The following is a 20,391-nucleotide window of genomic DNA, read 5'->3' as shown; positions in this document are numbered from 1 at the left end:
CGACCCGCACCTCACGGCCCACACCCAGCGTCTTCAGCCGACGGCCGATCCGGTTCGACCATGCCTCCAGTCCGCCATAGCTCAGACGATCGTCTCCGCAGCTCACCGCCTCCGCTTCGGCGCGCGCACTCGCCTGCGCCGTGATCGACCGCGTCACCGGCTCAAACCCGTACCGCACCAGCGCCCGCGACGGCGCCGACACCTCCGACAGCGCGATCTCCCCTACCCGCTGCTCCAATCCCGACGACAACCCCTCCAGGACGGATACGTAATGACCGCACAGCCTCTCGATCGTCGCCTCGCCGAACAGATCCCGGGCGTAGGTGAAAGAAACATGAAGACCGTCGTGGCCTTCCTTCACGCTGACCATCAGGTCAAAAGGCGCCGGCACACTGCCGGCTTCCATGGCACCGGCTTCCAGTCCCGGCAGGCCGGCAAAAGGCTGACCTTGCTCCTGCTCCAGATTGAAGGTCACCTGGAACAACGGCGTACGGCTCAGGCTGCGCTCCGCCTGCAGTGCTTCCACCAGGCGTGCAAACGGAAGATCCTGGTGTGCCTGCGCTTCCAGAACATGCGTGCGGACTTGCTCCAACAGCGCCTCGACCCGCGTGCTCCCTGTCAGTTCGGTGCGGATGACGAGCATGTTCACGAAGAAGCCGATCAGGCCTTCGGTTTCCAGGCGCTGGCGCCCCGACACGGGAATACCCACCCGCAAGTCCGTCTGACCGCCATAGCGGTGCAGCAGTACGTTCAGTGCCGCCAGCAACGTCACGAACAGCGTCGTGCCTCTGGTCCGGGCGCTGCGTCCGAGAGCGGCCGCGACATCGGCCGGCACGTGCCGGCTGATGCGGCCACCCACCGCATCGCGCCCGGCACCGCGGCGCCGGTCCGCCGGCAACTCCATCACCGGGTGCTCATCACCCAGACGCTGCCGCCAGTACGCAAGCTGCGTGGCCATGGCATCGCCGGCCAGACTCTCCCGCCGCCAGAGTGCATAGTCGGCGTACTGGATCGGCAGCGCCGGCAACGCGGCAGCGAGACCTTCTCGCGCGGCGCCGTACAAAACTTCCAGCTCGCGCAGGCAAATGCCGATCGACCAGCCGTCGGCGACAATGTGGTGCATCGTCACCAGCAGCACGTGCTCCGCATCCGTCAGCCGAACCCATTCGACACGCAGCAGCGGATCTGCCTCCAGGTCGAACGGCGCCGTCCCCATGACGTGCACGCGTTCCTGCAGCAACGCTTCGCGCACGGCGGGCTCAAGCTCCCGCAGATCCACCTCGGACCAGCCATAAGCCGGCTCGTCGGACACGACCTGGAAGGCAACGCCGTCCGCCTCGGCGAAGCGCGTCCGCAAGCTCTCATGTCGTTCCACAAGTGCCCGCAGCGCACCGCGCAGGGCGTTTACGTCCAGACTCCCCTTCAGCCGCACCAGGCCCGGCAGATTGTAGGCAGCACTGTGCGGTTCCAGCTTCCACAGGAACCACAGGCTTTCCTGCGCCGGCGACAGCGGTATCCGATCGGCCTTCGATGCCCGCGGCTGGATCGCACGCTCCGTCGTCGACGCTGCGCGGTCAACTTCCGTTGCCAGGTCGGCAAGAACCGGGTGGGCGAAGACAGTCCGCAACGGCACGTCCCGGCCGAGCTTCTGGCGCAGGCGCGACACGATCCGGACGGCCAGCAGGGAATGCCCACCCAGGAGAAAGAAGTCGTCCCGCGTGCCCACCTTCGGCACACCGAGAACGTCGGCCCAGATCTCACAGAGTGCCGCTTCCGTCGCCGTGCGCGCCGCGACATGTTCAACGTCCGACGCCACGATGGGCGCCGGCAGCGATCGTCGATCCACCTTGCCGTTGGGCAGCCGCGGCAAAGCCTCCAACACCACGAAGGCTGCCGGCAGCATGAACGCTGGCAACTTGCCACCGAGTTCGCGGCGCAGCGTGGTCGCCGTCACGTCGACCGACGAATCGATGGTGAGATGAGCGATCAGCCGACCGGCCACGCCGGCGTCCGCCACGGTGACAACGGCTTCGCGAACGCCGGTACAAGCCCGCACTGCGGCCTCAACGTCACCGAGCTCGACGCGGAAGCCGCGAATCTTGACCTGATCGTCGAGCCGCCCGAGAAGCTCGAGGTCGCCGTTGCGACGCCAGCGCGCGCGGTCTCCGGTGCGATAGAGCCGCCCGCCGACCCCGAACGGATCTGGCAGAAAGCGGTCTGCGGTGAGCCCCGGCCGGTTCAGATATCCCTGCGCCAGGCAAGCGCCGCCCAGGTAGAGCTCGCCGGCCACACCGACGGGCACGATCCGCAGCGCTTCGTCCAGGACATAGGCTCGCGCATTGGCAATCGGTGCGCCGACAGAAACCGTATGGTCCCCTTGCGATGGCGGCAGCGTCGTCGCTGTCGCCACGTGGGTCTCCGTCGGTCCATAGTGATTGTGCAACACCGCCGCCGACCGTTGGCCGAACAACGAGACAATGTTGGGCGACAGGCGCAGCGCCTCTCCTGCCTGGAACACATGCCGCAGCGGCAATTCCGTCGCGTCTCGCGCCGCGGCCTCGTCCGCGAGCTGATCGAGGAGAACCTGAGGCGCGAAGACTTCATGAATCTCGTGCTTCAGCACGAAGTCGAGAAGCAGCTTGCGGTCAAGGCGGGCCTCATGATCGGCCAGGCACAAGGTCTTGCCGCCGACCAGCGCGGTGAAGATCTCCTGGAACGAAACGTCGAAACTGATGGGCGTGAGCTGGGCGACGCGCCGCGACAGCGGATCGTGATGCCGGGCAAGGTGCCAACTGACGAGATTGCTGAGCGCCCGATGGGGCATCGCGATGGCCTTGGGCTGGCCTGTCGACCCCGACGTATAGAGAACGTAGGCGAGACTATCTGGCCGGCAGGGCGCCAGACCGGTCGCGCCGGTTTCGCCGTCCCATGCTTCAGCATCGACGAGAATCGTTCTGGTCCCTGATGCAATCGGCAGCACCGGCTGCGCCGCGGAGTCGACGATGACAACGGGTGGCCGCGCATCCATCAGCATGAAGGCCAGCCGCTCCTGCGGATACCCGCGGTCGAGCGGCAGGCACGTCGCGCCGGCCTTGAGGATGGCCAACAGGTTGATCACGAGGTCCAAGGACCGCTCGACGCACAAGCCGACGATCATGCCGTCGCCGACACCACTGCGGATCAGGTGGTGAGCGCGGCGGTCCGCACGCTGCTCAAGCTCACCATAGGTCAGCGATGCGCCTGCGTGCACCAGAGCCACGGCCTGCGGCGTCCGCCGGGCCTGTTCCGCGACGAGTTCGTGAACACCGCGATCGGGTGTCGCCGGGTCTGCAGCACCGGTCCCGGCGGCCAGGATGGCTTGCTCTTCGGTGTTCCCCAGCAGCCGCAATGACGAGAGCCGACCTTCCGGTTCGGCTGCGAACGCGCGCAGCACCGTCAGGAAATGCTCTCTCAGCTGGCCGATCGTGCGGCTGTCAAAAAGTGCTGCCGCATACTCGAAGGCACCGCGCCATCCTGATGGTGTCTCGACGATCGACAGCGAAAGATCAAATTTCGCGGTTCCGGTATCGACGTCGACCCAGCGAGCGTGCAGGTCCGGCAGTTCCCAGTGCGCCAGGGGTAGCGTCTGCCACGCGAACAGCACCTGGAAGACCGGGTGCAGCGATCGGTCCCGATCAAGCTGCAGGTCCGCCACCACCTGGTCGAAAGGCACATCCTGGTGCGCGATCCCCTCGAGTGTCGTCTGTTTGACGTGTTGCAGCAGTTCGCGGACAGTCGGGTCACCGGACAGGTCGCTGCGCAGCGCCAGTGTATTGACGAAGAACCCGATGAGGCCCTCGATGCTCGACCAGCTTCGGGTCGAGACGGGCGTGCCGACCACGATATCGGTCTGGCCGCAGTATTGTGCGAGCAATGCCTTGAACGCGGCGAGGACCACCATGAACGGCGTCACGCCTTCCTTCAGCGCGAGGTCTTTCAGGGCTGCCTGCAGCTCGGGCGGCAGGTCAAACCGTAGCGTTTCCCCTGCGTACCGCTCGCCCGGCAGGCGCGGCCGATCGGTCGGCAGCTCAAGGCTTCGAGACGCACCGGCCAGCTGCGCCTGCCAGTAAGTCCGCTGCAGTGCCAGGTCTTCGTCGGACTGCTCATCCCGCTGCCATCGCACATAGTCGGCAAGCCCAAGTTCAAGGGACGGCAGATCAGCATCTGTCCCAAGATGGAGCGCCTCGTAGAAAGCGCTCAGCTCCCGCAGCAATATGGCGATCGACCAGCCGTCACAGGCAATGTGGTGCACGGCCAGCAGGAGGATGTGTGCGCGATCCTGCCCTCGCAGCAAGGTCGCCCGCAGCAGAGGTCCGTGTTCGAGGTCGAACGGCTCAGCCGCGAGCCGGCGCAAATGGACCGCCACCTGCTGCTCATGATCGGCTTCGGACCAGGTTTGCACGTCAACGTCGCGCCACGCGAACACGGGCGCGTCATCAATGACCTGACACGCAACCCCGTCGGTCTCGTGGAAGCGCGCGCGCAGCGCTTCATGCCGGCCGACCACGGCGGCCAGCGCGGCGCGCAACGCCGCCACATCAAGCGCACCGACCAGATGCAGGGCGCCGGCCACGGTGTAGGCAGCGCTTTCCGGTGCCAGTCTCCACTCGAACCACAGACGTTCCTGGGCATGCGTCAGGGCAAAGCGCTTGTCCTGCGGGCCGTCGGCGCGGGGGCGTGGCGGCGCACGATGTCGATCACCCTTCTTCCGCTGTGCCAGCCGCTGGGCTTGTGCCGCGATCGTTCGCGCCTCGAAGACGAACTGGAGCGGCAGATCGACACGGAACGTCTCGCCGATCCGCGCCAGGATCTGCGCTGCCGTCAGGGACTGGCCGCCCAGTTCGAAGAAATCCCGATCGACGCCAATCGACGGCCGGCCGAACGCCTCCTGCCAGATCTGCGACACCAGGATCTCGGTATCCGTGCGTGGCGCGGCAACTGGCACTGCAGCGGATGCGGCCAGCTCATCCCCGCGCTGATGCACGGCGATCGGCCCAAGTGTGCCATCCTGCCACCCTGTCAGGCAGGCACCGCGCCGGAGCTTGCCGCTGGAGGTGCGCGGCAGGTCACCGCCCTTCAACAGGAGAATGACGCTGACCGGCTCCTGATACACTTCGGACACCGCGGCATTGACAGCCCGAAAGATCGCGTCGATCCGCATCGTCCGCAGTCGGCCGCGGGATACTTCCATCGCAACACCGATGCCTTCGCGGCCATCGACTGACACGGCGAACGCAGCAATACGCCCCTTTCGGATGTCCTCGACCTGCTCGGCAATCGTCCACTCGATATCCTGCGGATAGACGTTCTGCCCGCGGATGATGATGAGGTCCTTCAGGCGACCGCTGACAAACAACCGGCCGCCGTGCAGGAAGCCAACGTCGCCGGTACGCAGAAAACGCTGGCCAGGCACGTTCGGCAACACAGCCTGGAACGTTTCCTTCGTGGCCCGCGTATTGGACCAGTAGCCCCTCGCCACACTGGGGCCGGCGAACCAGATTTCACCGATCTGCCCCGCCGAACACTCTTCCAGCGACGCCGGATCGACGATACGGATCGAGTGGTTCTCCTGCGGTCGACCGCAATCGATCAACCCGGTGCCCGATTCGTCATGACGCGCCAGTCCGCGCGCCAGGCCATCCGCGGCGAAGTGCTGTACGCGCGCCCCGGTACCGTCACAGTCCGCCGACACCATCAACGTCGCTTCGGCCAGCCCGTAGCACGGCGCCAAAGCACCAGGCCGCAAGCCCAGCCGAGAGAACCGCTCCATGAACGCCCGCATCGTCGTCGGGCGTATCGGCTCCGCACCGCACCCGGCCAAACGCCAGGCGCTGAGGTCGAGCCCCTCTGTCTGGCTGTCACGGCAACGATCGACGCAGAGCTGGTAGGCAAAGTCTGGAGCCACGCCGATCGTACCGCGATGTCGGGAGATGGCCCGCAGCCAGCGCGCCGGGCTCGCCAGGAAGTGCTCGCTTGTCATGAGCACGACGGTGGCGCCCGCAAACAGCGGCGTCAGAAGTGCGCCGATCAGTCCCATGTCGTGGTAGAGCGGCAGCCAGGTCACCACGACATCCGAGCGCCCGATCGCAAAGGCATGCCTGATGACATCCAGGTTGGCGACCAGGTTGTCATGGCCGACCACGACGCCCTTGGGAGCGGTGGTCGAGCCCGAGGTATACTGCAGGAAAGCGATGTCGCACCCCGGACCCCGATCGATGCTCGCGTCCACAGAGCGCGTCGCACTATCGCGTTCAATGATGAGGCGCAGGTGGTCGACCGGGAGATCATCCGCGGCAAAATTGTCGAGCAGCGGCGCATGGACGGCATCGGTCAGCAGCAGCCGCGGCGTGCAGTCACGAAGCATCGATCGCAGGCGATCGAAGTGATGGGCGTGCGCGGTCTCGGCCGGATAGGCCGGGACCGCGATGATCCCGGCGTGCAAGCAGGCAAAAAACGCGACGACGTAGTCCAGGCCGTTGGGCAGCAGCAACAGCGCGCGTGCTCCCGCGTCGGCGTGGCGCCGGAGGTCCACCGCCAGTTGCCTCGCCTGGCGGTCGAGATCGCCATAGGTCAGAACCGCCTCATCGCTCTCGCCATCGCGCAAGAAGCGCACGGCTGGACGCTCCGGCTGCAGCTCAACGTGCCGGCGCAGCGCCTCCAGCAAGTCAGCCGGCTTTTTCAGATTTGCACGTTCGCCGTGGGTCACTGCGCCCTCGGCGCGCGACACTTCCGCGGTCCGCCCCCGCCGTTGCAGGAACGGGCACTTCTCCAAACCGGCTGATTCATCGTCGGGAAGGAAGTACTGCTTCCATTCACGATTGTCGGAGTCGCCGTAGACACCCAGGCTGCCATGTGGCGACACCTCATCCCAGCGGACGAGACGATCGCGTATGCGTTCGCGCACCTCCGGTCCGATCGCGTGCTGCGTGATGGCGTCGATGAAGACACTGCGGGGCTGAAAAAGCAGGATCAAGCCTGGGCCGAGATTGCGGCTATGGCGCCGCCGGTATGACGGACTGCAACCCACGACGAACATCTGCACGCCGCCGAAGGTGAATTCCCACATCGGGTCGGACGGATCAGGTGCCGTGGCGTCGGGAGCGGTATGGTCGTCATGGTCATGCAGATGCTGCAGTGTCCGCCAGAAGAACGACCGTGCATCATCATGATCGAATGCCGGACTCTGAGGCTCGAAGAACAAGGCGAAGTTGTTCTTCTCGTGCTCGCGCGCCGCGGACAACGCGAGAAACTTCGCCATGGTCGACGGCAGGTGTGTCAGATCCCCGGTCGACGCAAAGGCATAGAACATCTCACCGCGACGTTCAGCCTGCGTACCGAAGAAACACGGATACTCCGGATCCGTCACATGATGTCGGAATGTCTTATAGGACTCCACGAACCAATCCGGCGGTTCGATGGTGCCGACGGCATCTCCGCTGATGATGCGCGACGTCCACTTGGTGGGCACGCGACGTCGCCTCTTGCCCGTCTCCGGCGTCATGGACCCGATCCTCGCTCGCTCGTTCTTATCGATGGTCGGCTCGACAGCTGCTCGGGCCGTGAGTGGCTTTCGGACCCGTGGCTCAGGCGGCAGCTGACGCTGTCGCGCGATCGCGCACGAGCGGGCGCACCCATTCGTCGGGAATGATCGGCTGGTGGTAGACGCACTCGTCCGACTCGATGGACGAGCCGTGCAGCCGGCCCTCGGGCACCAGGACCATTTCCCCTGGCGCCAGGCGCAGCTTCATGCCGACGTTGCCCCAGAACACCATGTTGCCGGTCTCGATCACGACCAGCCGATGATCGTCATGCACATGCGTCGTCGAGCACATCTCGCGCGGCTCGACGAACGTCTCGCGGTCGATATCAGGGCGCTCCACCTCGATCCGGGCACTGATCTGGCGTGCGATATCCCGATACGATTCGACGGACGCCAGCCAGTTCAGCTGCTCCTCCAGATTGCGCCTGGCATGGCCCGCGAGGGCAGATGCCGCCGTCAGGCCCTGCCGGACCAGACGCAAGCCGGGCAAACCGTATTGGTGCTCGATGCGACCGAGGACGCGCGCAAAGCGTGCCAGCAGCTCATTGGCCGCATCGGATCGGCGCCCGGCGAGATCATCGCGATTCGTGATTCGCAGACACGGACCGGCTTGAGCAATCAGGCCCCGAAACGCCAGCCATGTCGCTTCCGCAGCAAACGCGGCACCGCTCAAGGCCAAGGCCGCTCCTGGCCGGGCGGCCAGGGCATGCAGGAGATTGCATTCCGCCAGGCTGGTCGAGAGATAGAACTGCCAGTAGGAATGTTCGCCTTTGGCGATTCCGCACAGTTCCGCCAGCCGCCGCACGATCTGCTGGTCGGTCTCGTCCTGCGCCAGTTTCGGCCAGTCCTGAGGCGACAGGTGGTCGAAGTAGCCCATCGCCCCGGCCTTGCCAAACGCAACGCGCTTGGACCCAGCCAGGCTCTGCTTCTGGATCAGGATATAACCCAGGCCGCCTTCCACATACCGCGTGCTCACGAGGTGATCGAAAACGTCACCCCAGAATGCCATCTCCGTCTGCAGCAGTACGGCCAGCTGCGCGACACAGCTCTCGACACTGGGCACAGCCGCGTCCTCGCCGCACAGGAAATCAAAGGCGAAGTCCTCGAGAAACGGCTTGATCTGAGCCGCGAGCGTCCGATTCTCCTCGCTGTGGAAGTTCAGGTACTTCTCGAATGCGGCGCTGCTGCCATCACGTGGTGGGCGGGCCATTTCGAGTTCATTGGCACATAGAAGCAACCGCTGCGCGGCGAGAAACGGCAAGCGAAAGGCCGACTCCGTTACGACCGGCGTCGTGAAATCGATGAAGGACAAGTCCTCGGGTCGCAGTGGTCGGCGATGGAAATCCTCATCGAGTTCGAGTTCCTCGACCATGGCGCTGCGAAAGGCGGTGTGGGCCGCAAACTGCCGAACGAGCGCGATGCTCTGCTGAGCCGCAGCCGTACGACGCCCGAAGTCAAAGAGTTGCTGAGGATCTCCACCCATGATCTGAAGGCTCCTTTCAAGCAAGAGCAAGCGCTCCAATGCGATGTGCCGTCCGCGCGGTTCGTCAGGTGAGTGACGCAGCTTCGGCCATGGCGACGAGGATGCGGCGGTCTCCTTTGTAGGGAGCGCGACCGTGCGACATCAGCATGTTGTCGAGCATGAGGACGTCGCCTTCCTGCCACGGGAAACGCAACATCACGTCGCGATAGCAGCCGCGGATCTCCTCGAGGATGCTCGTCTCGATCGGAGAGCCGTCGCCGTAGAAGACATTGCGCGGCAGGTCCGGCTCATCGACCACCGACAGCAATGCCTCGCGAATGTCCGAATCCAGCGCCGAGACATGGAACAGGTGCGCCTGATTGAACCAGACCATGTCACCGGTCACCGGATGGCGCGCCTCCGACTGACAGACCTGGCGTGTTCGCAGCGCGCCATCGGGGCGCCATTCGCATTCGATCCGATGGGTGGCGCAGAACGCCTCCACCTGTGACCGATCGTCGGTGTGGAATACGCGCTCCCACGGCAGATCGAGGCCATTGCCGTAGTTGCGCACATACATGAGCTGCTTGGCGGCGAACCGCAGCCGTGCGGCAGGATCCAGTCGCCGATAGAGAATCCGACTGTCGGCTATCGGCGTATCGCCGCCGGCGGACGGCACGACATCGCAGTAGAACCAGATCTTCATCGGCCACCGGCTGGTGTACGATTGTTCGTTGTGCTGCGGAATCCATTGGTGTGCCGGATACTCGGTGGACGAGTACACACCGCGCGCGATCCGACTGCGTGGCGTCGAGCCGAAATCATAGGACAGGAGCTCATGACCGAAGCTGCCGGCGAAGTCATCGAACTGGCCGGCGTCCCCTCGCGCCAGGCCGCGGAAGAGGATGGCGCCGTGGTCGTGCAGATGGGCGTGCGCCATCTGATGTGTCGCGTCGAGATGATCGGTGACGGCATCCCGTCTCGCGCCGGTGGCAACCAGCAGCCGGGTGCCGCCGCACTCGCGGACATCGGTCTCGAAGAACGCCAGGTGGCCGCCCCTTGCCGGCCTGTCGGGAGTCACTTGATCCATGGCCGCTCTGCCGCGATGGAGGAAACCGGCTCGGCCACGGCATGGGATCGTTGAAGCGGATGAGAGAGATCGGCCCCGACGGGGGCGAACGCCGTGATCCGGGTGACGGTAAAGCCGGCGGTGACGGCGCCGGCAAAACCCGGCGGCATATCCAGGCCGATGACCTGCCAGCGGGTACCGCCTGGCGTCAGTACCGCATCGCACATCACGCCTGATGTGTTGACGATAGAGAGCGCCGCCATATCGTCGTGGAGGCCCGTGCCCAGCCCTTTCAGCAGGGCTTCCTTGCGCGTCCACACGGCGTAGAAGCGTCCGTTGCAGCCATCCACCGACCGTTCCACGAACTGCCGTTCGTGCGGGTGGAACGCGATCTCGGCAGGACCACGCCATGCGAAGTCGGCATCCACCCGTTCGACGTCGATCCCGACAGCGCCGCTGCGCGCGACCGCCAGCAACCAGACCGAGCCGGCATGGCTCCAGCTGCATTGCACTGCCCCGGCGGCCGACAGTGCCGGCTTGCCGTACTCTCCTGCCGTGAACGTGATCGTGCGAGCCTCGATGCCCTCATACGCGGCCAGGATGCGCCTCACCATGGCCCGTCCACGGACGAAACGGACGCGGTCCTCGGCCTGAGCCAAGCGTTCAGCGCGCCCGCGTTCCCCGGTGCCCAGAACGCTCCAGTCCGACATCACGTCGCTGTGCGCGGACTGGAAGACCCAGACGTGAAGATCGACTGCCGTGAGCGAGTCACGGATACGCGACCAATCCTGACAGCCGTCAGCCAGGCGATACCCGGGATCCAGCCACGATGATGGATGGGTCCATGCGCTATCGCCTGTGGCAGCCGCGCTAAGCATCGATCGTCGCCGCCTGTGGCACGACAGTCGCCAGAGAACCCGCGATCACGTCGAGCACGGCGTTCTGGTGGCTATGGATGAAGAAATGATCGCCGTCGAACATCTCCAGCCGAAACGCCGCGCTTGTCTCCTTCGACCAGGCCCGCAGGTTCAACGGCTCCTGCGAGAGCTCGTCTTCGGTCCCGCCCAGGACAAGCATCGGACAGGTCAAGGGCGGACGGCGTTCCGGCCGATAACTGCCGCAGAGATGGAAGTCCGCCCGCACGACGGGCAACACCAGATCCATCAGTTCACGATTTTCCAGCAGTTCGGGCGGCGTGCCCTGCAGGGACTGCAGTTCCTCGATCAGCTCGCTTTCGGAGCATGACAGCCACTTCAAGTCGATTTCGCGTCGAGACGGCGCGGTGCACGCGGATGCGCCCAGCCAAACCGGCTGGCAGCGCAGGCGATCGCGAAGCGTGTGCGCCAGTTCATAACCGATCAGGGCACCCATGCTGTGGCCGAAGATGGCGAAGGGACTCGCGAGATGAGGCCGCATGTCGCTGACCAACAGATCCATCAGCGCGGGCCACTGCGTGACGGCAGGCTGCCCATACCGCACGCCACGCCCCGGCAGGTGCAACGGAACAAGCTTGATCCACCCGGGCAGCCGGCCTTGCCAGTCGCGATAGACGGCCGCCCCTGCTCCCGCATATGGCAGGCAGAACAGCGTGACGCTTGCCATCGCCCGGATCCGCGTGCGCTAGTCGTTGCTGCCACCGGCGGCAGCATCGCGCTCCATGATCTTGCGCAGGCTGAGTGGCCTCATGTCGGTCCACGTCTCGTCGATGTACGCCAGGCACTCGGCCTTCAATCCGCGCTTGCCCTCGACGCGCCACCCCGCCGGCACTGCTTTGTAGCTCGGCCAGATCGAATACTGTTCCTCATCGTTGAGCACCACGAGGAACTCGGTCTTGTCATCTCCCCAGCTCATCCGTGCCTCTCCCCTTCTCAGCAACTCACAGGCATCCCTTCGCCTTGGCGCAAGCCAATGCGGGACAGCGATCAGCAGAAGCGAGATCGGTCTACGACCATCCCGCCGACAACGATGGAACCAACAGGAATGGGTTGTGCTTGAGTGTCAGCGCTCTCTTCGCTGATCTCCGGCACATTCATTTCCGGTTCGCTGAAAAGACGAGTCCCGGTGTGCTTTTTTCAGGTGAGGCGTTCGGCTTTTTCAGCCGGCAATGTCACGGGCCGGAAACAACGACGAGGAACGGCGTGATGCGTGTGACTTTGCCAGCGTGCGGTTCGACGGCGGCGCGCAATGCCGCCACGGGATCCGCAAGGTCATAAATGCCGGTGATCTTGCGCGCAGCGAAGCGATCGTCTGTCACCAGGACGATTCCGCGATAGTGACGCCGCACCTGGTCGACCACCTGGGCGATCGTCGCGCCGCGCACGATGATGCTGCCCGTGCGCCAAGCCGCCATGGACGATGGGGACGAAACGCCGCGAGTCGTTTGCCCTGTCGCACGGTCGACCATGAGCTGCTCACCCGTGGTCAGGCGCGTGCTCCCCGGCCCGGCACCGCCCTTGTAGTGAACTTCGACCACGCCGGAATGGACGGCAACGTCGAGCGACGTCGAACCCAGGTTGACATTGAACGATGTGCCCAGATCCACGACGGTCATGCCGTCGGCCTGAACCGAAAACTGGCGCGGATCGCGATCGGCGACGACAAAAAAAGCCTCGCCCCTCAGGAGCGTGACGTCACGGCGATGCTTGGAATAATGGAGCGCGATGGCGCTATTGGCGTTCAGGCTGACCACGGAACCATCGCTCAGCGTCACTTGCCGGGTTTCCGCGACGGCCGTGCTGTAGTCAGCCTGAAACGACTGCCACAACGTCGGGGCATAAAACGCCAATATGCACACCAGCACGATGCTGGCGGCCAGACTGACGACCCCGCTCCACCTTGAACGCCGCGCCATCGCCTTGCTGTCGGGCTTGGCTTCAGTCGGACTTTGATGGCGGCGTCTCGCGGTGTGGGGCGGCACCTCGCCCATCAAGCCCCATATGCGCTCGGCGCGCCGGTAGGCCGTCGCGTGGGTCTCGCGCTGCGATAGCCACCGCGCAAGGTCGGCCTGCAATCCCGCATCGCCAGGCGCGGCCTTCACCTTCAGCAACCAGTCCAGCGCCTCGTCCCAGGCGGGATCATTGCTGTTGTCGGGGGTGCTGGGCGCCATCCTTGCATCCATATGGAACCTCGGAAGGGCCTTGCCTCCGTCACGGCTTGTTATCTAGACGTCCAGTCTAGACCTCCTTTCAGAAAAATTTACAGGAAAATCAAACCATATGGCTGTCCAGCCGGTCGGCGCAGTGGGTCATGGCCCTGCGGACCAACTGGTGCGTCAGCGTGATCGATATGCCCATCTGCTGGGCGACTTCCTTCAAGGTCAGGCCTTCCAGCCGATGCATTTCAAAGACCAGCCGCGTGCGCTCCGGCAATTCGTCGAGCGCCGTGGCCACGATCGCCAGTTCCTCGCGATACGCCGCGTGCTCCTCGGGAGTCGGCGTGCCGGCAGGAACGGCCGACACGACGGAATCCGGCGCCGCTTGATTGCTATAGGCCTGGGAGGACAGGCGGCGCGCCCAATCGACGGCAAGATTGCGGACGATCCGATACAGATATCCAACAGGCTGACTGACGTGATTGACCTCGACGACCGTCGGCTCGCCGGCGAAACGCACAAAAGCTTCTTGAACGACGTCCTCAGCTGTTGCACGACACCCCACGATGGGCGCCGCGTAGTCAACGAGGGCGGCGCGATGCGTAAGATAGAGCCGCAGCCTTTGGTCGATCTGTACTGGCATGCAATCACCTTCTCCAGATCGAGTTGGGTCGACGGTTGTCCTTGTGCCTGCCATGCGTCTTTCGACGCAGCCACCTTAGTGCAACTGCGAGTCATTCGCATACAAAAATAACTAAGGAGTCGACATGATGATGTCGACCTGCCGGCGACTAAGATCGTTCGAGTGCAATTTTGCGAAAACAGCACTACGCTGACGAATCGTTCGCCGTCTTCACGAATGGCGACGCATCAGATCGGCCGATCGCGAGTGCCGGGACCCACGAGAACTGCGATTGAAGGCATAGAAGCCGTGCGCCGCCAACGGGTGATGCGCGGCGCTGAAGCTTCTCAGCCGTGACGTCGATCAGACTCTGGAAATGCCGGACGTATTCGCACCGGGCTGTTCGCTCAGATCATTCCCACTCGATTGTTCGGAGCGATGATAACGCGTTGAATCCCAAGCGTGAAACTTTTCTCTTCACGCCGAAGAACCGACTCTCCGATTCGTCCCCGCGCGCGGAAACCACGGCAGCCGAATTGGTCATTCCGGCTCAAGACACTGCTTGACGCGCGACGCCTCGCGGGAATTTTAGGGCCTGCGCCTCCCCTTCATCGTCCCTCCTCGGCCATGCCAGATCGCGACCGCACCTGCGAGCAGCACAGCGGCCGATATCACGAGCGAAGCATGTGCTCCCGCGATGAACGCGTTGTCTCTTCCGACCAACGAGCCGAACAGGGCAACCCCAACCACGCTGCCTGTTTGCCGCATCACGTTCAGCACGCCCGCGGCGATGCCGGATCGCGACTTCTCGACACTACCGAGCAGTGTTGAGGTCAAAGACGGCACGAGCAGGCCGAGCCCGCCCCCGAGGACGACGAGCTGCGCGCCGATCGCCCAGTAACTCATGCCCGGCGTCATGGGCAGCAGCGCAACGCAGCCCGCGGCGGTGATCACCGAAGCCAGCGTGATGGTTTGTGGGGCGCCGAGGCGCTCGCTGACCGATGCGGTGACGAGGTTGGCGGGCAGCACCATCGCCATCATGGGTACGAAGGCAAGACCCGTAGCGAACGGCGACCAGGCGTTCACCTCCTGGAAGTAGAGACTGAGCACGAAGATCAGGCCGTAGAAGGCGATGTTGAAGAGAAACCCGACCAGCGCGCTCAGCGCGAACAGACGATGGCCAAACAGCGAGAGCGGTAGCATCGGTTGCGGCGCGCGGGCCTCGCGCCACACGAACAGGAGTCCGGCCACGGCTGCTGCCGCGAAGCCCCCGATGACGAGCGGATGGCTCCAACCGAGCGCGCCGCCCTCGATCAGGGCACCGGCCAGCGCGCCGAGCGCCGTGATCGCCGCGAGCTGGCCCGGCAGATCGATCTCGCGCTGCGCGAGCCGCGGCGTCTCCCCAGCATAACGCCAGGCGAGCCAGAGGCCGGCAGCGCCGATCGGCAGGTTGACCAGAAAGATCGAGCGCCAGCTGACCAGCGCGATCAGCACGCCGCCGACGAACGGCCCCGCGGTCAGCGCGACGGCGGCGCCTGCGGCCCAGATGCCGACCGCGCGGCTGCGCGCCTTCGGATCGGCATAGGCGTGATTGAGCAGCGTGAGCGAATTCGGCACCAGGATAGCCGCGCCCAGACCCTGCACAGCGCGCGCGGCGATCAGGAACATCGCCGACGGCGCCAGCACACAGGCGAGCGAAGCCAACGTGAAGATTGCAAAGCCCGCTATGAAAATCCGTTTGGCGCCGAGGCGGTCACCGAGCGCGCCGGCGGTCAAAATGAACGCGGCGAACGTGATGGTATAGGCGGTCACCATCCACTGCAGCTCGGCGACGCTACCGCCGAGCGAGGTGCCAATGCTGCTCAGAGCGGTATTGACGATGGTAATGTCGAGCTGCACCACGCCAAGGCCGAGGCTCATGGCCGCAAGCGCCAGCGTCCTCGCGCGGTGCGAACGCGGTGACGTGTTGTCGGACGGGGCCTGTTCCGGCCGCCTCGTGTTGGGCGAAGTTGTTTGCATTGATCATACTTATGTCCCGTGATCGCACCAGTCTCGCGGAACCGCTACGGTCTTGGCCGAAGTACTTGTCCTTGGCGCTGCGTCCTCGCCGGCGTAGGAGAACGACATGGACACGGGACCCAAAATCGCTCAGGTCGCGGCACTCGTCGGCGATCCGGCGCGTGCCAACATGCTTAGCGCGCTGATGGATGGCCGAACATTGACCGCCTCGGAGCTCGCCTATGTGTCTGGCGTGGCGCCGCAGACAGCGAGTGGCCATCTCGCGAAACTCAGCGACGCTGGACTGTTCACACTCGAAAAGCACGGCCGACGACGATATTTCCGCCTGGCCTCTCCGCTCGTCGCGCGCATGCTGGAAGGTCTCATGGTCGTGGCTCAGGAAGGCCCCGCCCGGCAGCGCAATCTCTGGCGCGGCGGAGAAACACTCCGACACGCGCGCACGTGCTATGATCACATGGCCGGCCGCATCGCCGTCGCGATCACCGAACGCCTGGTCGAACAGTCGTTTATTCTGCTCGATGAGGATGGGGGACAACTAACCGATACCGGTCGGTCATTTTTCGATGAGTCCGGCGTCGATCTTCGCCTCACCTCCAAGCGCCGAGTGTTCTGTCGCCCCTGTCTCGATTGGAGCGAGCGCCGGCCGCATCTGGCCGGGGCGATCGGCGCTGCTATTTTTCGTCACGCTCTCGAGCACGATTGGGTCGAGCATATCCGGGATAGCCGCGCACTCGTCGTGACTCCTGTTGGTGTTACAGGACTCGCCACAACGTTCGGCATCGAGGGCGCATTCCCGACGGACGGACGCGAAGGACAGGTTGCATCACGCGCCGTGTCGAACTCGTTGCTTGTCTGAGATCGCGAAGATGTCCGAAGGTTCCGGCCGCCGCGTATAGTGTCGGTTGACGATCCGGCTGGCTGACAACCCACGGTACTCCCCTTACTCCCACTCGATCGTACCCGGCGGCTTGGACGTAATGTCGTACGTCACCCGGTTGATGCCGCGCACCTCGTTGATGATGCGCGTCGCCACCCGGCCCAGGAACTCGTGCGGGAATGGGTAGTAATCCGCCGTCATGCCGTCGGTCGAGGTCACGGCGCGCAGGGCGCAGGCCTGGTCGTAGGTGCGGCCATCGCCCATCACGCCTACGGTGCGCACCGGCAGCAGCACGGCGAAGGCCTGCCAGACCTCGTCGTACAGGCCTGATTTGCGGATCTCGTCGAGATAGACGGCGTCGATCTGGCGCAAGAGGTCGAGCTTCTCCCGGGTGATGTCGCCAGGGATGCGGATCGCCAGGCCCGGGCCGGGGAACGGGTGGCGGTTCACCATGTCGGCCGGCATGCCGAGTTCGCGGCCGAGCACGCGCACCTCGTCCTTGAACAGCTCGCGCAGCGGCTCGACCAGCTTCAGGCTCATGCGTGCCGGCAGGCCGCCGACATTGTGGTGACTCTTGATGGTGACCGACGGCCCGCCGGTGAAGGACACCGATTCGATCACGTCGGGGTAGAGCGTGCCCTGGGCGAGGAACGCGGCATCGCCGACCTTCTTGGCCTCTTCCTCGAAGACGTCGATGAACAGGCGGCCGATGGTCTTGCGCTTCTGCTCGGGGTCGATGACGCCGGCCAGCTCCTTGAGGAACAGGTCCGAGGCGTCGCGATGGATCAGCGGGATGTTGTAGTGGTCGCGGAACATCCGCACCACCTGCTCGGCCTCGCCCAGCCGCAACAGCCCATGGTCGACGAACACGCACTGCAGCTGATCGCCGATCGCCTCATGCAGCAGCACGGCGACCACCGATGAATCGACGCCGCCCGACAGGCCGCAGATCACGCGCCCCTTGCCCACCTGTCGGCGGATCTCGGCGATGGCGCGCTGCTTGAAGGCACCCATCGTCCAGTCGCCGGAGCAGCCGGCGATGTTGAGCGCGAAGTTGCGCAGCAGCTTGGCGCCGTCGGGCGTGTGCATCACCTCGGGGTGGAACTGCACGCCATAGAACCGGCGCGCCTCGTCGGCGACGGCGGCGAACGGCGCGTTCTCGCTGGTCGCCACCACCCTGAAGCCCGGCGGCAGCTTGGTGACGCGATCGCCGTGGCTCATCCACACCGGCTTGCGATCACCCGGCTTCCACACGCCGTCGAACAGCGCGCTGGGCTCCTTGACCTCGATCTCGGCCCGGCCGAATTCGCGGTGGTGGCCGCTTTCCACGGCACCGCCCAGCTGTGCCGCCATCGCCTGCTCGCCGTAACAGATGCCCAGCACCGGCACGTCCTGGGTGAAGGCGATCTGCGGCACCCGCGGCGTGCCGATCTCGGTGACCGAGGCCGGCCCGCCCGACAGAATGATGCCCTTGGGGTCGAAGGCCTTGAGCTTGGCGTCGTCGAGCGCGTTGAAGGGATGGATCTCGCAGTAGACGCCCGCCTCGCGCACCCGGCGCGCGATGAGCTGGGTCACCTGCGAACCGAAATCAACGATCAGGATGCGGTCGGTCATCGAGAGGGGCTCCTTGTTCTTCTCCTTCCCCGCGAAGTGGGGAAGGTGGCCGAAGGCCGGATGGGGACCGCTCGTGGTCTATAAAACTGAGACCACGTCGGCTCCCCTCCGCCCCTTCGGGGCACCTCCCCACTTCGTGGGGAGGAAATCATCAGCGGCATCATCGCGCCGCCAGCCGGTCGAGCGCGGCCACGAGGTCGGTCCAGCCGTAGGCGACCTCGCGGACCTTGGTGCCGCCCACGGAGTCGGTCTTCTCGCCCAGCCGGGTGCCGCCCATCGCCTCGTAGAAGAACCGCGACGGGTTGTCGGCCAGCACCCAGATGATCACGGCATCGACATCGCGCGAGATCAACCAATCGAAGCCCGCCATCAGCAGGGCCTTGCCGGCACCCTCGCCCTGCCGATCGGGTGCGACATAGAGGCGATAGATCTCGCCGCCTTCGAGCTGCGCGCGCGACACGCGCCGGGCCGGCCCGAGCGTGAGCAGGCCCAGCACGCCGTCGTCGTCCTCGGCCACCAGGGTGTCGCTGTGGCTGTCGCGCGTCGACAGCTCCTGCTGCCAGGCCGCGGCATGGCGGACGTCGGACATGCTCACCAGCAAGGCATCGGGCAGGATGCCGGCGTAGGTATCGCGCCAGGCGGCGACGTAGATGCGCGCCAGCACCGCGGCATCATCGAGGCGGGCCGGGCGGATGCGCATGGTCAGGCCTGGCGTTCGAGCACGGCGACAAAGAAGCCGTCCGTGCGGTGGCGCGCCGGGCTCAGCCGCAGGCTGGTGCCCGATGCTGCGTCGGCGGGGAACGGCGTGCCGATCGTCTCCTGCCACGCATCGGCGATCGGCACGGCGGCGAAATCGGCGTTCTCGGCCAGGAAGGCGGCCACGCGTTCCTCGTTCTCCACCGGCAGCAGCGAGCACGTGGCGTAGACCAGGCGCCCACCTGGCTTTACCAGCCTGGACGCCGTCGCCAGGATCTCGGCCTGCTTGGGCGGCAACTCGGCGATGTCATCCGGCGAGAGCGTCCAGCGCGCGTCGGGATTGCGGCGCCAGGTGCCGATGCCGGTGCACGGCGCATCGACCAGCACGCGGTCGAACTTGCCGGCATGGCGCTTCAGCCACTTGCGGCCCTCGGCGTCCAGCGTCCGACGCTCGACGTTATGCACGCCGGCCCGGCGCAGCCGCTGGGCCGAGCGCTCCAGGCGGAACGCCGACACGTCACAGGCCACGATGCGGCCCTTGTTTTCCATGCTGGCGGCAATGGCGAGCGTCTTGCCGCCGGCGCCGGCGCAGAAATCGACCACCTGCATGCCCGGCCGTGCGCCCACCAACAGGCCGACCAGCTGCGAGCCCTCGTCTTGCACCTCGACCAGGCCGTCGCGGAAGGCCTGCGTCGACACGACCGACGCCCGCGCCTTCAGCCGCAGGCCCAGCGGCGACAGCTTGGTGTTATGGACCTCGATGCCGTCCTCGGCCAGTGCCACGCGCGCCGCCGCGCGTTCGCCTTTCAGCGGATTGACGCGCAGGTCGACCGGCGCCGGCTCGGCCAGCGCCGCCACCTCGGGCTCGAACGCAGTGCCGAAGGCGGTATCGAGATGCGGCTCGACCCAGGCCGGGATGTTCAGCCGGGTCGCCCGCGACTGGTCGGGATGGTCAAGCGTATGGCCTTCCAGCCGCCGCAAGGTGGCGCGCTCGGCCTCGGTCAGCGACGCCGGCCGGTAACGGCCGGCATCGATGGTCTTTTCCATGCGATCGACGATCAGCCCGTCGGTCAGCACGCCGTCGGCGAACACCCGCATGCGGGGCGAGACCTCGCCGCTGTGGCGGGCATGGTCGAGCCACCATTCGATCTGGGCGCGGCGGCGCAGCACGCCGTAGACGCGCTCGGTGATCGCGCGCCGATCGCCGCCGCCGATGAACTTGCGCTGCCGCAGATAGTCGCCGACCACCGCATCGGCCGGTCGGTTCGCGTGCGCCAGCACTTCACCCAGGATCTCGATGGCGGTCGCGAGTCGTGCGCCGGGGGTCATGTCACGAGCGCGCCCGAAGGCGCGCGGTCCGGT

At 65.4% G+C, this 20,391-nt stretch carries 13 protein-coding genes; 1 reads left to right on the top strand and 12 read right to left on the bottom strand.

What is annotated here, in order from left to right; translation table 11 throughout:
* The 9 genes from FQU96_RS19630 to FQU96_RS19590 form a co-directional block, all read right to left on the bottom strand.
* Positions 1-7,540 (bottom strand): non-ribosomal peptide synthetase (locus FQU96_RS19630; protein WP_146543011.1); only part of this gene is annotated, 7,540 nt, incomplete at its 3' end.
* Positions 7,541-7,622: 82 nt separating this feature from the next.
* A complete protein-coding gene (locus tag FQU96_RS19625; RefSeq protein ID WP_218574773.1) occupies positions 7,623-9,062 on the bottom strand; it encodes a hypothetical protein in 1,440 nt (479 codons plus the stop codon).
* Between the two features lie 64 nt (positions 9,063-9,126).
* Positions 9,127-10,131 carry a TauD/TfdA family dioxygenase gene (locus tag FQU96_RS19620; RefSeq protein ID WP_146543010.1) on the bottom strand — a complete coding sequence of 335 codons (1,005 nt, stop codon included), beginning with the start codon at positions 10,129-10,131 and terminating at the stop codon, positions 9,127-9,129.
* Positions 10,119-10,724 (bottom strand): 4'-phosphopantetheinyl transferase superfamily protein, encoded by a 606-nt coding sequence (locus FQU96_RS19615; RefSeq protein WP_178130592.1) that lies wholly within the window; start codon positions 10,722-10,724, stop codon positions 10,119-10,121. The genes FQU96_RS19620 and FQU96_RS19615 overlap by 13 nt, the downstream gene beginning before the upstream one ends.
* A gap of 256 nt (positions 10,725-10,980) precedes the next feature.
* Positions 10,981-11,712: a thioesterase II family protein gene (locus tag FQU96_RS19610; RefSeq protein ID WP_146543008.1), complete on the bottom strand. Its 732-nt coding sequence runs from the start codon at positions 11,710-11,712 to the stop codon at positions 10,981-10,983.
* Positions 11,713-11,730: 18 nt separating this feature from the next.
* Positions 11,731-11,961, bottom strand: a complete 231-nt coding sequence (locus FQU96_RS19605) for an MbtH family NRPS accessory protein (RefSeq protein WP_146543007.1) — start codon at positions 11,959-11,961, stop codon at positions 11,731-11,733.
* A gap of 256 nt (positions 11,962-12,217) precedes the next feature.
* A complete protein-coding gene (locus FQU96_RS19600; protein ID WP_178130591.1) occupies positions 12,218-13,216 on the bottom strand; it encodes a FecR domain-containing protein in 999 nt (332 codons plus the stop codon).
* A gap of 100 nt (positions 13,217-13,316) precedes the next feature.
* Entirely contained in the window at positions 13,317-13,844 is a 528-nt protein-coding gene (locus tag FQU96_RS19595) for a sigma-70 family RNA polymerase sigma factor (RefSeq protein ID WP_146543005.1), read from the bottom strand.
* Between the two features lie 567 nt (positions 13,845-14,411).
* Entirely contained in the window at positions 14,412-15,842 is a 1,431-nt protein-coding gene (locus FQU96_RS19590; protein WP_146543004.1) for an MFS transporter, read from the bottom strand.
* A gap of 106 nt (positions 15,843-15,948) precedes the next feature.
* On the opposite strand from FQU96_RS19590, the gene FQU96_RS19585 reads away from it, so the two are divergent.
* Complete coding sequence (locus FQU96_RS19585) at positions 15,949-16,698, top strand: helix-turn-helix transcriptional regulator (protein WP_146543003.1); 750 nt, start codon at positions 15,949-15,951, stop codon at positions 16,696-16,698.
* A gap of 84 nt (positions 16,699-16,782) precedes the next feature.
* Here the strand turns inward: FQU96_RS19585 and guaA are convergent, their stop codons facing one another.
* From guaA to FQU96_RS19570, 3 genes are all read right to left on the bottom strand, one after another.
* A complete protein-coding gene (guaA, locus tag FQU96_RS19580; protein ID WP_146543002.1) occupies positions 16,783-18,333 on the bottom strand; it encodes a glutamine-hydrolyzing GMP synthase in 1,551 nt (516 codons plus the stop codon).
* Between the two features lie 160 nt (positions 18,334-18,493).
* The gene (locus FQU96_RS19575; protein WP_146543001.1) at positions 18,494-19,033 is read right to left on the bottom strand and encodes a GNAT family N-acetyltransferase; all 540 of its coding nucleotides are present in this window, start codon (positions 19,031-19,033) and stop codon (positions 18,494-18,496) included.
* A gap of 2 nt (positions 19,034-19,035) precedes the next feature.
* On the bottom strand, positions 19,036-20,358 hold the full coding sequence (locus FQU96_RS19570; protein WP_146543000.1) for an RsmB/NOP family class I SAM-dependent RNA methyltransferase: 1,323 nt from the start codon (positions 20,356-20,358) through the stop codon (positions 19,036-19,038).
* Positions 20,359-20,391: the final 33 nt, after the last annotated feature.

It is taken from the genome of Reyranella sp. CPCC 100927, assembly GCF_007859315.1.
GTDB lineage: Bacteria > Pseudomonadota > Alphaproteobacteria > Reyranellales > Reyranellaceae > Vineibacter.
This window is presented reverse-complemented; position numbering and strand designations above follow the sequence as displayed.